The sequence below is a fragment of the Rhizobium sp. K102 genome (assembly GCF_022385315.1).
GTDB classification, from domain to species: Bacteria; Pseudomonadota; Alphaproteobacteria; order Rhizobiales; family Rhizobiaceae; genus Rhizobium; species Rhizobium croatiense.
On record NZ_CP092436.1, the window covers coordinates 3,681,430 to 3,695,391 of the forward strand.

The window sequence follows — 13,962 nt, forward strand, 5'->3', positions numbered from 1 at the left end:
ACCGGCTTATTCCGCTGCTTCCGCTTTCGGCATGACAGACACGTAGACGCGACCGTTGGCCTTCGTTCGGTAGTTCACATTGCCGGCGGTAAGCGCAAAAATCGTGTGATCCTTGCCGAGGCCGACGTTGGAACCCGGATGCCACTGCGTACCGCGCTGACGCACGATGATGTTGCCTGCGATGACGGCTTCGCCGCCGAACTTCTTCACGCCAAGGCGCTTGGATTCGGAATCGCGACCGTTGCGCGAGGAACCGCCAGCTTTTTTGTGTGCCATTGGAGTTCTCCTTTAAACCTTGTCCCGTTGATCTTACTTGGCAGCCACGATGTCCGTGATACGGACGACCGTGTGATGCTGACGATGGCCGCGCGAACGCTTCGAATTCTGACGGCGGCGCTTCTTGAAGGCGATGACCTTCTTGCCGCGGTTCTGTTCGACGACTTCTGCCTTGACAGAGGCGCCGGTGACGAAGGGCGCACCGATCGCAGCGTCGGCGCCTTCGCCGATCACGAGCACTTCGGTGAATTCAATGGAGTCGCCAGCGGATGCTTCAAGCTTCTCGATGGTCAGCACGTCATTGGCTGCCACTCGGTACTGCTTACCGCCGGTCTTGATGACTGCGAACATTTTTTATCCTTTCATGTTCGTTCCGGCGCTCCCCGCATCTAAGCAGGTGGCCGTCTTTTTATCAGTCGAAGTTAGCAGGGATTTCAGGGAGCTAGCCCGGAATTCTGGTCTGCCGGTGAAACCCCGCGCGAACGCGGGGCGGGCAAGGGGCGGATTACTCCACTCCTATTGCGGATGCGGGATACGCGAGTGACAGAAAGGTGTCAAGGCAAAAGGATGGAAAAGCTTGAGATTTCGGCTTGCCAACCTGTCATAGGCTCGTTATGAGAACGCCCGCGCCGAACAAGCGCCGACCTGACCGCGGAGAGGTGGCAGAGTGGTCGAATGCACCGCACTCGAAATGCGGCATACCTGCAAGGGTATCGTGGGTTCAAATCCCACCCTCTCCGCCATTTTTGCCTTGGTCTATAAGGCTCCCCCGCGAACTCGCACCCTCTCTCGAGTTTTGATACCGTGGTCCAAATTGATAAGGGCCACACTCCCGGCACGGTCGAAGATCTTCTCATATAGGGTCTGCGCACCGAACGCGCCCCAACATCTAGTAGGGAACTTGACATTCTTCACAAAAAGAGTCCATCCGGGCGAGTTGCCCTTTACAGTCGATCGGCAAATCACATATAACGACCACATAATCCCGTATGGCTAGCCCAGCGGACCCCACGGATTCAGGTTCGTGGGGTTTATTATTTTAGCGGCATGTATTTAACTGTCGCAATGATTCGATCTTCCTTTTTCATTGATGGGTTTAACCTCTATCACGCAATAAAGCGTCTCAATGAGCCCCATTTGAAATGGGTTGATCTGATGCGCCTTATGCATCGGCAGATATCGCCGAAAACAGAGACGGTTCATGCGGTGTATTATTTCTCCGCCTATGCTCACTGGCTGCCAGGTCAGAGAAGCCGGCATGAACAGTATGTTGCAGCCCTAAACACAAGCGGCGTTCAAGTTGTTCTTGGTCAATTTAAGGACAAGCACAAGCATTGCCATGACTGCGGGACAACTTGGATTCAGCACGAAGAAAAAGAAACCGACGTAAATGTCGCTCTCTACGTTCTAAACGAGGCTTACCGAGACACCTACGACCGCGCTTACATCGTCTCACGTGACAGCGATTTAAAGCCAGCGGTTGAAATGGTGAAAATGCAGTTTCCTGAAAAGCAAATATTCATAGTTGCTCCTCCTAATCTCGGACATTCTAATGACTTGATCCAGGTGGCAGACGGGAAGCAGAAGATAAAAAAACAGCAGATCGAGCAAAGCTTATTTCCGCCGGCGGTCAAAGATGCATTCGGCAATGTGGTTGCAAACCGCCCGGCAGAATACGATCCGCCAGGCGATACGAATGCTGGCACTTAGACGATTGCCAGGGGGTGGACATGGATCCGCTGCTAGACGCATCTCCGGCAGTATGCGTCGACGACCACCGGTATGTTTTTGACGGCCGCCTCCCTCCCATCTTTAGAAGGACGTCGGAAGTTGTTGCGCCCACGCGATCGCTGCGTCAGCCGCCGCGTGCAAGGCATGGATGATCTCAGTGCGATGGGTTGACAGGTAGGTTGTCGCATTATCGAGAACTTCAGCCCCATGATTGCCGATGAAGGTTGAAATGCTTTCGCCCGCCACAAATGCGATTCCCATTGCGAACATACGGGCCAAGTTGCGGAACATGGATGCCTTCTGAACAACCACTTCCGGATCGGGAGTCAAAGCATTCGCCTCCTGACGCGCTTCGGCTATCAGATCCAACACTTGCTGCTGCTGCTCGCCGCTGAGTGGTGGATCTCGCTCTAGCAGCTCGGGGGGATTATTATGCAATCGGTGCGCTCGATCGCTCTCCCCTCGCACCAACGCCTCTAGTTGGTCGAACCGGGCAAGCATTTCGCGCCGCAGCGCATCCGCCTGCTCGGGCGTGATGGCCACCGCCGTAGGATTGGCGAAATCATTCTGAAAGATTTCAGGTTGGAAGGCTACGATATCCTCGTTGTAGTCCTCGTCCTCGCCTGGATCATTCAGATCTTCGTCCTCCGGTGGCAGATCGTCACCAATGTGCTTTGGCGCCCAGTCAACGAGTCCGTCTTTTTGCACCTCATCTACTGCAGCCTGGATCAGCTCCTCGTTCGCGACGTCACCAAAGTGACTAAAAAGCTCCTCCGACGCATCGTAAGGGCCGCCCCAGATATATTGATACCCACCTTCGGCCGAAACGTGCGGCGTCTTTTCCGCAGGATCTTCGAAGTTGTCGAAGAACCACTCGATCATAGACTCGATCTTTCTTGCTCTGGACAGGCGCCTAAACTGGGAGGGCGTAAGTTCCTCACCTTGCAGGTAATATTGCGGTGCTCTGGCCATTCCGTCTCCAAACGTCAAATAAGTTGCATCGATTTTCTTTACATTTAATGCGCGAGCGACGGAACTAGAGTTGCTGAAATTTAGCAACGTTGGGACGCTGTCCGAATAGGCAAATCATCCTTGGCTACCCAACAAAGGGCATCCTACGCGTAATTTTCAACATCGAATTGGGGATCACATGGCGACGATCAGAAAGCTCTGATGTCGTTAGCAAGCGCAGGTGCCTCGTCTTGGTGTGCTGTGAGCGCGGAGAAGTCGTTCGGCGTGATCAGGCGCCTGACCTCCGGCGGGTAGCAATTTCCACCGCCGATGTAGTCTCTAAAGGTGGCGCGCGCCTGTGCGTTAGTGAGCACATAGAACGTTGGCGTGAGAGTTCTGAGATCCAGCTCGATGAAGATGAAGAAGTCGGCGTCTCCCTTAGTGGTCATATTCACTGGCCAGCGGGTGATGTCTTGCGCTGGGCTTGTTCGGAATTGCCTGGTCTTCACCTCGATTGATTTAGCCACGCCATCGATAACTATGATGACGTCGTGACCGGGTGCGCCTTCGGGGCTGATGTATGCTGCGTGTCCGAGGCTGTTCAGCTTTGCTACGGTAAGCAGTTCGCCGAGTGTTCCGGCCTGTAGCCTCGAAAGTAGAGTTAGCATGCCGTCCTGTTCCTGACTCAGACCGAACGAAACGCCCGGAACCTGCGCGATATCAAACGATATTGGCTTCGAAGGAGCAAGAGCCCATGAATACCCGCGAGATCGTTCTCGGACAGCAGTAAATCGCCAGCCTCTTCTCGTGCCGGAATGATCCTTGGCACCCTTTGCGGGGCGTCCTACGCATTGATCGACGACATCAAACGAGGAATATCGGCGTCAGACGGATGCAGCCATTCGCACCCAGGGTTCGCAGCGGCGCGCAAGAGATCGGGCTCTTGAGCAGCTTGCAAAGGAATCCAAGCGAAAGACTGATACGCAAGACGTACAGCGAGTATTCAGCGGCAAATTCTAATTGCTTAGCGAAATACTAGTATTCTTTATCTTCAACTTTTCGGCAGTATTGGCGCGCATTGGGGGCTACAACATCGATGTAGTCGGCTTTTAGCGTGTCAACTTCCCACAAAAGTCTGTATTCTGCCTGCTGTTGGTAATTTTTGTTTTTCAGTAAAACTAGCTCCGGCCCGCCAAGCGCATTTCCAGCATCGAAAAGACCCTGCATGTCAATGTTTCCATCCGGAAGCTTGTATTTTTCGAAATCGTAGTCGAGAGCCCTGCTGATCAATTTGCGATCACGGTAAATGCATGATCCTTCTAAGCCATGCCGGAATCCCACAAGTTGCCGGGAGATTTCTCGCGCAAAGCCTACCGTGTTTGTGATCTGAAATGCTGAGTTTCGCCCAAATTTATCACGCATTCCTTTGTCGAGACGATGCGTGCAGCATAAAACGAGCGCGTTTAGTCCCTCCGTTTGATAAACAAGCACGCTTTTACTATCTTTAGTTTCGCCGTAGCCAAAACCCGACCCTTCGCTTGAATCGCCACGAATTTCGTCCTTGTATTTTGAAAATTTAGCAAACGTACTTAACCGTAGCTTGCCGGTGTCAAGGAACTGATCAATCCAGACCTCATCCTCGTATCGATAAACAGCAGGGGTGACCAAAATCCACTGCTGTGTAAAGTTTATACTGGCTGTATGCGGTGGCGGGGACAGTTTAACGCGATCTTCAATTGGTATCTCCGTCATACAGACCCCTTGTGATTAACTAGTCGTCATCGATTCAACCAGTTTGATTTTATTACATTCTCCGGTTGTTCGGCAAGGCGGCGCCCGTGATTTCCGCAGCCGGGCGCTGATGCGCTTGTTCCAAAGCTGCAAGACCCGTGAGGACGAAATCTATGAACTCCTGTACGTGCGGCTTATCCAGCGATGCCCGGTTGACCTTCAAATAATATCCCCGGTCACCCGAAGCGGAGTGTCGAACAACGGGCAGAGTGCGCCTTCATCCATCAGCGTCCTCACGAGATGATGCCACCCCAGCACGATCCCCTCTCCTTTGACTGCTGCGTTCACGAGAAGCGGATAATTGTTGCTGACCATGGCCGGCAACGCGTGCGGTACCCCGAGGCCGCTTGCCTGAAACCAATCGTCCCAGGTGACCGGATGCCAGCCAATGGCATCGGAAGTCCAGTGCTTGCGGTGCAGATCCAGCAAATCCGCGCGTTCCAAGCTTTGCGCATCCGGAAATGGCCCGTGGCGTTCGAGATAGTCGGGGCTGCAGACCGGCTGGACGATATCCGGAAAGAGATAATAGAGATTCTCCCCGACCTCGCAGCGCTCGTTTCCGCAAATGAGCGAAAGATCGACCTCGTCAAAGTTCCGCAGCGTGTCGTCTTCGTCCGAGGCCAAAAGCACGAACCTGACATCCGGCCGATCGGAACGGAAGCGGTCCACGAGGGGCTTCAGCCAACAGGCGATCGCCGCATTGGTGCCCGAACAGGTGATGACGGGAGGGTCGGAGGGAGCGTTGATATTGTTGATCCCGTCGCAAATTATGTCGAGCCCGCCACTGACGGCAGTCAAGAGCCGCTGACCGTCAGACGTCAGTTCGAGGCTGTTGTGCTTGCGGATGAACAAGATCACGCCGAGCGATTTTTCGAGACCGCGGATCTGCTGGCTGATGGCAGCCTGGGTGACATTGAGCTCGTTCCCGGCAAGGGTAAAGCTCAAATGCTTCGCCGCGACTTCGAAAGTGGCGAAGGAACCGAGCGAGGGGAGATAACGGCGTTTGAGCAGCATGCGATAACATCATCGTCCGAGGGATCATCGACACAGGGTCGCACGTCTTTCAGATACGCAAAAGACCAGCCACATGATGCCGGAAACGAGATCCGTAGACCAAGGGGCTGAAGCGCGCCGCATGAATCAAATCCGGTGCGACGCGCTTTGGCTTTAAAGTGCGTCGCGACCGTTCAGATTCGCTTGCCGCGCTTTGGTTTTATGCATGTCGTTATCGCAAAACCGCTGCGCGACATGCTTTAGTGCGAAAAGCCGGCGGCGGTCTCGCTCAGGCTTTTCCCCTTCGTCTCCGGAGCCCACAATTGTGACACCAGAGCGCCGCTGAACACGACGGCCGCAGCGACCAGCATCGTGGTCGAAACGCCGAATTTCTCGACCCCGATCGGCAACAGGAAGGTGCCCAAACCGGCACCGACCCGGCTGACGGCGGCGGCAAAGCCGGTGCCGACCCCGCGGACTTCGGTGGGAAACACCTCGCCGGGATAGATGCTCGTCAGCGTCCCGTTCATCGCATTCAGGAACGAGAAGATGAGGAAGAGACCCAGCACGACGGCCGAAGGCGCTCCCGACCACAAGCCGATCACCAGGAAGACGACTGTGGTGATCCACTGCGGCGGTACCGTGAACAGACGCCGGCCGGCCTTGTCGATCAACGCCACCGTGACGGCGACCCCGGCCACCGCAACCATCGACAGTCCGACGCCGCCGGCAAGCCCGCCATTGAGGCCATATTGCTCCAACACGCTGTCGGCGAAGGTGGCGATCGCAAAATACGGCAGGACATTGCAGAACCAGAACCATGAAACGAAAGCCGTCATCCGCCAATATTTCGCGGAGAACAGATCTGCGAACCGGCCTTGACGCACCTCCGTGCTCTCGATGTCGGCCACCTCCTCGGCGCTCTCCAGATACTTGCGCGCGATCGCGCGCGCCTCGTCCTTGCGCCCCTTGCTCCACAGCCAGCGCGGCGATTCAGGCAGGCCGATCCGCGCAAAGAACAGGATGACCGAGATAAGGGTGCTTGTTCCGATGATGATCCGCCACGGCATCGGCTCCGGCAGGTTCAAGACGTAACCAACGGTGTAACCGATCATGAATCCGCCGTACCAGGCAAGGATCGTGACCCCCATCAGCCTTCCCCGCAGCCGGGCAGGCGCAAATTCCGACATCAGCGGCCAGCCGACGGAATACTCGGCGCCGATCGCGATGCCCATCAGCAGCCGCACTGCGAATAGCATCGTCACCGAGTCGATGAAGAACTGCATCGCCGAGGCCAGCACGAACAGTCCCATGTCGATCATGAACAGTGGCTTGCGGCCGAATTTGTCGCCCGCCCACCCGCCGAGCGGCGAGCCGATCAGGATCCCGAACAGCGCAGCCGAGGCGATGAGGCCCATATCGACCGTCGTCATTCCCATTTCGGCCTTCATGACAGCCGTTACCGGGCCGATGACCCCGAGAATGTAGCCATCGAGCAGCATTCCGCCGGTGAGAACGGCAATCATCCTGATCATGAAGCGTCGTTTGAACGCAGCGGACGTCTCTTCCCTGACAATTGGACCTGAAATAACCGCTTCCGTCTCCAGTGACATAACTGCCTCCCTTGGTTGGCGAATACACTTTTCCTGTTCCTGCGGCATGCAGCAGAGAGCGGGGTGCCGCATCGGCCCGCCCCGCATTCGTCAGGAGGCGTCTCCCGCACATACCGGTTTGGCGGGCACGGCAAGTCCGTGGCCGACACCTGCGTCAAAGCGCGCGATGCGCGTGGCTTTGAGAAAAAGCCCGTATTCGCGGACGATGGCAGGCGCGAGGGCAAGGCTGACGGCCATGCCCACCGCAAGACGATGCGTGATCATTTGACGCTCCTCCCGAGCGGCACAACTCCTGATGGACACAGGGTCGAGCACATTGCATCTTGCGTATTCGCGGTCGAGTTCGGCAAACGAGGATCTTCATGGGCGCGGCATAAGGCCCGCCTTATCCTGTCGGACCCTTCAAACGCTGCCGGCTCTACGCCGGTGTCTTGCGTTCAGCCGGTTTTAACCGCGCTGGGGGAGGAGGGCCGATATGCCGGCAAAGATGCCAAGCCATTCGCTTGCGGTGCGCCCGCACTTGATGTCAAGATGACGCGTGAACACCAGAAGGCGGCACTGGCCTCGAAAGGCGCGGGTCTGCCGGTACCGCCATAACGTCCCGATTGCTCCCACCATCATCTGAGGTTCTCATGCGCATTGCCGTCGGTGGCATTCATATCGAGTGCAGCACATACAATCCCGTGCTGAACGAGGAGAGGGATTTTCGGGTGTTGCGCGGCGAGGGGCTGCTGGATTCGGCCTACTTTGCCTTCCTCAGAGACTATGATGCAGAATTCCTGCCGACGATCCATGCCCGGGCCATTGCCGGCGGGCCGGTTTCGCGTGCCACCTATGAGGGGTTCAAGAGCGAATTCCTCGAGCGGTTGAAGCCGCTGCTGCCGCTCGATGGCCTCTACCTCGCCATGCACGGCGCCATGTATGTGGACGGCATGGAGGATGCCGAAGGCGACTGGATCTGTGCGGCCCGCGCGCTGGTCGGCGAGGAATGTACCGTTTCGGCAAGCTACGACCTGCACGGCAACGTCACCCAGCGCATCATCGACGCGCTCGACATCTATTCGACCTATCGCACGGCGCCGCATATCGATGTCGAGGAGACGATGCGCCGCTCAGTCGCCATGCTGGTAAAGAGCCTGAAAACAGGCGTGAAGCCGGTTGTTCTCTGGGCGCCAATCCCGGTCGTGTTGCCGGGCGAACGTACGAGCACTGTCGATGAGCCGGCTAAGAGCCTCTATGCCATGCTGCCCGAAATCGATGCGATTGATGGTGTCTGGGATGCGTCGCTGATGGTCGGCTATGTCTGGGCCGACGAACCGCGCGCCACGGCTGCCGCCATCATGACCGGCACCGACCGCGCCGTGTTGGAGCGCGAGGCCAAACGTCTCGCTAGGGCCTATTGGGATGCGCGCGAAGACTTCGTCTTCGGCTGCGAGACTGGCTCGGTCGAGGAATGCGTCGCCAGGGCGATCGCCAGCCCGACCGCGCCAGTGGTGCTTGCCGAGTTCCGGCGACAATCCGACCGGCGGCGGTGTCGGGGACCGGGCCGATGTATTGGCCGAACTGATCGCCAGGGACGCCACCGGCGTTATCTTTGCCGGCATCGCCGACAAGGCGGCGACCGAGGCCTGTTATGCCGTAGGCATCGGCTCGGAACTGGAGCTCAGCGTCGGCGCCTCGCTCGATACCAAGGGCAGCAAGCCGGTCGTCGCCCGCTTCTCGGTCAAGTTCCTGCACGAAACTTCGGATCCCGCCGACCGCCAGGCAGTGGTTTCGATCGGTGGTATTGATCTGGTGCTCTCCGCGAAACGCCGGCCCTATCACAATATCGTTGATTTCACCCGGCTCGGCCTCGACCCGCACCGGGCAAAGATCATCGTCGTCAAATCGGGCTATCTCTCGCCGGAATTGGCGCTGATTGCCAATCCGAACCTGATGGCGCTGTCGACAGGTGTCGTCGACCAGTTCGTCGAGCGCCTGCCGCGGCTGCGCAAGCAGCATCCGACCTACCCCTTCGACAAGGATTTTGCCTTCGAGCCGCAGGTCTTTTTTTCCGCACGCTCGACGCCGGCCTGAGCTTCACCCGAACCAATTGCGTTTTTCTGATAACATTGTCGATCGCGCCGCCCCGTCGCTGCGATCGACTGTTTTCCCGTATCGCGGCAGTGGCGGGAATTGAGCAAAAAACGAGCAGATTTGGATTTGCACAAAAAAGCGCTTGACGCTCGGCACGATTTGGTTTGCACTGAACCAATAGAAAATTGGTTCGGACCATTTAGCGAATGCCGATGGATGAAACGCAGGGCAATTCGAATTATGCGCTGGAGAGGCTGAGGGCTCTCCTGAGGTCCGACAGTCTCGACGCCGACGGCAAGCTGCCGACCGAGCGCACCCTTTCGGAAATGCTTGGCGTCGGCCGCCGTGCCGTCCGTCGCGCCCTCGAAGTGCTGGAGGCCGAGGGCCGCATCTGGCGCCGCCAAGGCTCCGGCACCTATGCCGGCCCGCGCCCCGACGGCTGGAGCGATCATGTCGGCTCGATCGTTGCCGGCACCGATCTCATGGAAGTCATGGAAGTGCGCCTGCGCATCGAGCCGCAGCTCGCCCAGCTTGCCGCCATGCGCGCCAAGGCCGCCGATATCGAGCGCATGTATGATCTGGTGAAGAAGATCTACGAAAGCACCGATGCCGACGGGCGCGAACTCTGGGACGGGGCGCTGCACCGCCAGATCGCCCAATGCGCCGGCAACGGTTTCTTCCTCACCATCTTCGACGTCATCAACCGGGTGCGCCAAGACGAGGCCTGGCAGACGATCCGCGAGCGCGCCCGCAGCGCCAGCCGGACGCGGCCCGTCACCTTTAACCAGCACACGGCAATCGTCGATGCGATCGCCGCTCGTGATCCTGCCAGGGCGGGCGAAGCGATGCGCCAGCATCTGCTGACGCTGCAGGAAAGCCTCATCCGCATCACCTCGCTCGATCACAGCGAAACGGAGGTCGACAAGACCCCAGCCTGAGCAGGGAGGTGAGCAGGAGAAAAAACACCGACGGGCCATAACCGCCGGAATGGAAGCAAAAACCAAACAAAAGAACAGAGGAGAATGGAATGAAGATCGCCAAATTGCTGACCGCCACCGTTGCCGGCGCGCTGTTTGCCCTTCCTGCCTTCGCCGTCGACCTGAAGATCGGCCTGCAGGACGATGCGGACGTGCTCGATCCCGCCCAGTCGCGCACCTTCGTCGGCCGCATCGTTTATACTGCAATGTGTGACAAGCTCGTCGACGTCTCGCCGGATCTGAAGATCGTGCCGCAGCTTGCCACCGAATGGAGCTGGTCGGCCGACGGCAAGGAGCTCACCATGAAGCTGCGCCAAGGCGTCAAGTTCCATGACGAGACTCCCTTCAACGCCGAAGCCGTCGCCGCCACCATCGAGCGCAACATCACCCTGCCGGAATCGCGCCGCAAGAGCGAGCTCAGCTCGGTCGCAAAGGTCGAGGCGACAAGCGAATACGAGGTCAAGTTCACCCTCAAGGCGCCTGACGTTACCCTTCTTGCCCAGCTTTCCGACCGCGCCGGCATGATCGTCTCGCCGAAGGCCGCCAAGGAACTCGGCGTCAAGTTCGGCGATCACCCGGTCTGCGCCGGTCCGTTCAAGTTCGTCGAGCGCGTCCAGCAGGACCGCATCGTGCTCGAGAAGTTCCAGGACTACTGGAATAAGGACAAGATCTTTGTCGACAAGCTGACCTATCTGCCGATCCCGGATACGACGGTGCGCCTCGCCAACCTGCGGTCCGGCGATCTCGACATGATCGAGCGCCTGGCCGCGACCGACGCTGAGGCGGTGAAGGCGGATTCGAGCCTCGTCTATGCCGACGCCGTCGGCACCGGCTACATGGCGCTCTATACCAATATCGGCAATGGTGCGCGTGCCGACAATCCTTTCGGCAAGGACAAGCGCCTGCGCCAGGCCTTCTCGCTGGCGATCGACCGCGATGCCGTCAACCAGATCGTCTATGAAGGCACAGCCGTCTCCGGCAACCAGCCCTTCCCGCCGAGTAGCCCGTGGTTCGACAAGGATATTCCCGTCCCCGCCCGCGATCTCGACAAGGCCAAGGCGCTGATCAAGGAAGCCGGCTTCGACCGCGTGCCGATCGAACTGCAGATCCCGAACAATCCCGTCGCCATGCAGATGATGCAGATCATCCAGTCGATGGTCGGCGAAGCCGGCTTCGACGTCAGCCTGAAATCGACGGAATTCGCGACGTTGCTGAGCGAGCAGACCGCCGGCAACTATCAGCTCAGCCGTTCCGACTGGTCCGGCCGCGTCGATCCAGATGGCAACATCCATCAGTTCATCACCTGCAAGGGCGGCATCAACGACACGAAATACTGCAATCCCGAAGTGGACAAGCTGCTGAACGAAGCCCGCGCCTCGACCGACGATGCCGTGCGCAAGCAGAAGTATGATGCCGCTGCCGTCATCCTCAACGGTGATCTGCCGATCATCTATCTCGGCCATCAGTCCTGGATCTGGGCGCTGCACAAGAACATCACCGGCTTCATCCCGTCGCCGGATGGCATGATCCGCCTCGTCGGCGTCAAGAAAACCGGCTGATCATAAGCAAATCATGCGGCGGAAACCCTCCGCCGCATGATTCTAAAGCGCGTCGCAACCTTTCAGATACGCTAACGCGCTTTAGCTTTTTTTACGCATGTCGTTATCGCAAAACCGCTGCACACTTTTGCGCGACATGCTTTGATCGTGTCAGGATCGCCCATGTATACCTACATCGCCAAACGGCTCTTGGTCGCCATACCGACGCTTTTGATCATTTCAATCTTCGTCTTCTCGCTGCAGAAGCTGCTGCCCGGCGATCCGATCCTCGCCATGGCCGGCGAGGAACGCGACCCGCAGGTTCTCGAATTCCTGCGCGAGAAATACCGACTGAACGATCCCGTGCCCTATCAATATGTCCGCTGGCTGGGTGCCGCCCTTCAGGGTGATCTCGGCATTTCTCTGCGCACCAACCAGCCCGTTCTGCAGCTCATTGGCGAAAAGCTGCCGGTCACCATCCAGCTTGCCATAATGTCGATGATCTTCGCCTTTGTCATCGGCGTGCCGATGGGCATCCTGGCGGCCGTCAAGAAGAACTCGATGATCGACTATCTCGCCAACATCATCGCGCTGACAGGCCTGTCGATCCCGAATTTCTGGCTCGGCATCATGCTGATCCTGCTGGTTTCGGTCAATCTCGGCTGGTTGCCGGCATCCGGCTACGAACCCTTCTTCAGCAACCCACTGCGGTCGCTGGAAACGATGCTGATGCCCTCCTTCGTGCTCGGCAATGCGCTGGCGGCGACGCTGATGCGGCATACCCGCTCGGCAATGCTCAGCGTGCTGAGCACCGATTACATCCGCACCGCCCGAGCCAAGGGACTGCCGGAAAGCACTGTCGTGCTCGAACACAGCTTCCGCAATGCGATGCTGCCGATCGTGACGCTGACCGCGCTGCTGTTCGGCGAACTGCTCGCCGGCGCCGTACTGACCGAACAGATCTTCACCATACCGGGTTTCGGAAAGCTCATCGTCGACGCCGTCTTCAACCGCGACTACGCCGTCGTCCAGGGCGTGGTGATCTGCACCGCGATCGGCTTCATCCTGATGAACCTCTTGGCCGACATTCTCTACGTCCTGCTCAATCCGCGCATGAGGGCCGCTCTATGACCGCAATTGGAGAGACCGGCATTCCCTCTGCGGTCGACCGCACGCCGAGCCGCGCCTGGCACAAGCTGAAGGCCAACAAGGGCGCCCTCGTCGGCCTTGCGATCATTGTCTTCTTCGCCATCCTCGCGGTTGCCGCCCCTCTTCTTCCGATTCCCGATCCGAACGCCACAAGCTGGTCGGCGATCCGCAAGGCCCCCTCCGCCGCCCATTGGCTTGGCACCGACGACATCGGCCGCGACATTCTTTCCCGGATGATCTGGGGCGCGCAGGCTTCGCTGATGGCAGGCGTCTTCTCGGTGGCGATCGCCGTTGTCATCGGCGTGCCCTTCGGCCTCGTCTCCGGGTATTTCGGCGGCTGGATCGACATGGTGATCTCCCGCATCACCGAAGCCTTTCTGGCCATGCCTTTCCTCATCACCGCGATCGCGCTTGCAGCCTTTCTCGGTCCGAGCCTGACCAATGCGATGATTGCGATCGGCCTTTCGGCCATGCCGGTCTTCGTGCGGCTGACGCGCGGCCAGGTGCTTTCGGTCAAGACTGAGGAATATGTCGAGGGCGCCCGCTCGATCGGCCTGCGATCCTCGAGCATCATCACCCGCTATATCCTGCCGAACGTCTTCGCGCCGATCCTCGTGCAGGCGACGTTGACCATCGCCACCGCGATCATCGCCGAAGCGAGCCTCTCCTTTCTCGGCCTCGGACAGCAACCGCCGGCGCCGAGCTGGGGCTCGATGCTGAACGTCGCCAAGAATTTCCTCTCCCAGGCGCCATGGATGGCGATGTGGCCGGGTGCCGCGATCTTCCTCGTCGTTATCGGTTTCAATCTCTTAGGCGACGGCCTGCGCGATGCGCTCGATCCGCGCGAAGCATGATTTCTCGAAAGGA

At 58.3% G+C, this 13,962-nt stretch carries 13 protein-coding genes, 1 tRNA gene and 1 pseudogene; 7 read left to right on the top strand and 8 right to left on the bottom strand.

The features are described from left to right. Positions 1 to 6: 6 nt before the first annotated feature. Entirely contained in the window at positions 7 to 276 is a 270-nt protein-coding gene (gene rpmA / locus MHI61_RS24145; protein WP_004127267.1) for a 50S ribosomal protein L27, read from the bottom strand. A 33-nt stretch (positions 277 to 309) separates the two neighbouring features. After that, positions 310 to 627 carry a 50S ribosomal protein L21 gene (gene rplU, locus MHI61_RS24150; protein ID WP_016736254.1) on the bottom strand — a complete coding sequence of 106 codons (318 nt, stop codon included), beginning with the start codon at positions 625 to 627 and terminating at the stop codon, positions 310 to 312. Positions 628 to 929: 302 nt separating this feature from the next. Between rplU and MHI61_RS24155 the strand changes: the two genes are divergently transcribed. Then, a tRNA-Ser gene (locus tag MHI61_RS24155) sits at positions 930 to 1,019 on the top strand. 322 nt (positions 1,020 to 1,341) lie between these two features. Then, positions 1,342 to 1,986, top strand: a complete 645-nt coding sequence (locus tag MHI61_RS24160; RefSeq protein ID WP_275593097.1) for an NYN domain-containing protein — start codon at positions 1,342 to 1,344, stop codon at positions 1,984 to 1,986. A gap of 102 nt (positions 1,987 to 2,088) precedes the next feature. Here MHI61_RS24160 and MHI61_RS24165 read toward each other — a convergent pair whose 3' ends face one another. The 6 genes from MHI61_RS24165 to MHI61_RS24190 all read right to left on the bottom strand — a co-directional run bounded on the left by MHI61_RS24165 (position 2,089) and on the right by MHI61_RS24190 (position 7,619). Further along, positions 2,089 to 2,979: a hypothetical protein gene (locus tag MHI61_RS24165; protein WP_239790870.1), complete on the bottom strand. Its 891-nt coding sequence runs from the start codon at positions 2,977 to 2,979 to the stop codon at positions 2,089 to 2,091. A 188-nt stretch (positions 2,980 to 3,167) separates the two neighbouring features. Continuing rightward, on the bottom strand, positions 3,168 to 3,626 hold the full coding sequence (locus MHI61_RS24170; RefSeq protein WP_239790871.1) for a hypothetical protein: 459 nt from the start codon (positions 3,624 to 3,626) through the stop codon (positions 3,168 to 3,170). A gap of 367 nt (positions 3,627 to 3,993) precedes the next feature. Then, the gene (locus MHI61_RS24175) at positions 3,994 to 4,710 is read right to left on the bottom strand and encodes a hypothetical protein (protein ID WP_239790872.1); all 717 of its coding nucleotides are present in this window, start codon (positions 4,708 to 4,710) and stop codon (positions 3,994 to 3,996) included. A 198-nt stretch (positions 4,711 to 4,908) separates the two neighbouring features. Beyond that, positions 4,909 to 5,763: a LysR family transcriptional regulator gene (locus tag MHI61_RS24180; RefSeq protein WP_239790873.1), complete on the bottom strand. Its 855-nt coding sequence runs from the start codon at positions 5,761 to 5,763 to the stop codon at positions 4,909 to 4,911. 239 nt (positions 5,764 to 6,002) lie between these two features. Next, positions 6,003 to 7,355, bottom strand: a complete 1,353-nt coding sequence (locus tag MHI61_RS24185; RefSeq protein ID WP_239790874.1) for an MFS transporter — start codon at positions 7,353 to 7,355, stop codon at positions 6,003 to 6,005. A gap of 90 nt (positions 7,356 to 7,445) precedes the next feature. Further along, positions 7,446 to 7,619, bottom strand: a complete 174-nt coding sequence (locus MHI61_RS24190) for a hypothetical protein (protein WP_170964959.1) — start codon at positions 7,617 to 7,619, stop codon at positions 7,446 to 7,448. A gap of 368 nt (positions 7,620 to 7,987) precedes the next feature. Between MHI61_RS24190 and MHI61_RS24195 the strand changes: the two are divergent. The 5 genes and pseudogenes from MHI61_RS24195 (at position 7,988) to MHI61_RS24215 (ending at position 13,949) form a co-directional block, all read left to right on the top strand. Next, positions 7,988 to 9,431 (top strand): annotated as a pseudogene (locus tag MHI61_RS24195) (M81 family metallopeptidase). 206 nt (positions 9,432 to 9,637) lie between these two features. Further along, complete coding sequence (locus MHI61_RS24200; RefSeq protein ID WP_239790875.1) at positions 9,638 to 10,369, top strand: FadR/GntR family transcriptional regulator; 732 nt, start codon at positions 9,638 to 9,640, stop codon at positions 10,367 to 10,369. A gap of 89 nt (positions 10,370 to 10,458) precedes the next feature. Further along, a complete protein-coding gene (locus MHI61_RS24205) occupies positions 10,459 to 11,967 on the top strand; it encodes an ABC transporter substrate-binding protein (protein WP_239790876.1) in 1,509 nt (502 codons plus the stop codon). A 162-nt stretch (positions 11,968 to 12,129) separates the two neighbouring features. After that, the gene (locus MHI61_RS24210; protein ID WP_239790877.1) at positions 12,130 to 13,077 is read left to right on the top strand and encodes an ABC transporter permease; all 948 of its coding nucleotides are present in this window, start codon (positions 12,130 to 12,132) and stop codon (positions 13,075 to 13,077) included. Further along, complete coding sequence (locus tag MHI61_RS24215; RefSeq protein ID WP_239790878.1) at positions 13,074 to 13,949, top strand: ABC transporter permease; 876 nt, start codon at positions 13,074 to 13,076, stop codon at positions 13,947 to 13,949. Before MHI61_RS24210 ends, MHI61_RS24215 begins: the two co-directional genes overlap by 4 nt. The last annotated feature ends 13 nt before the right edge of the window (positions 13,950 to 13,962 follow it).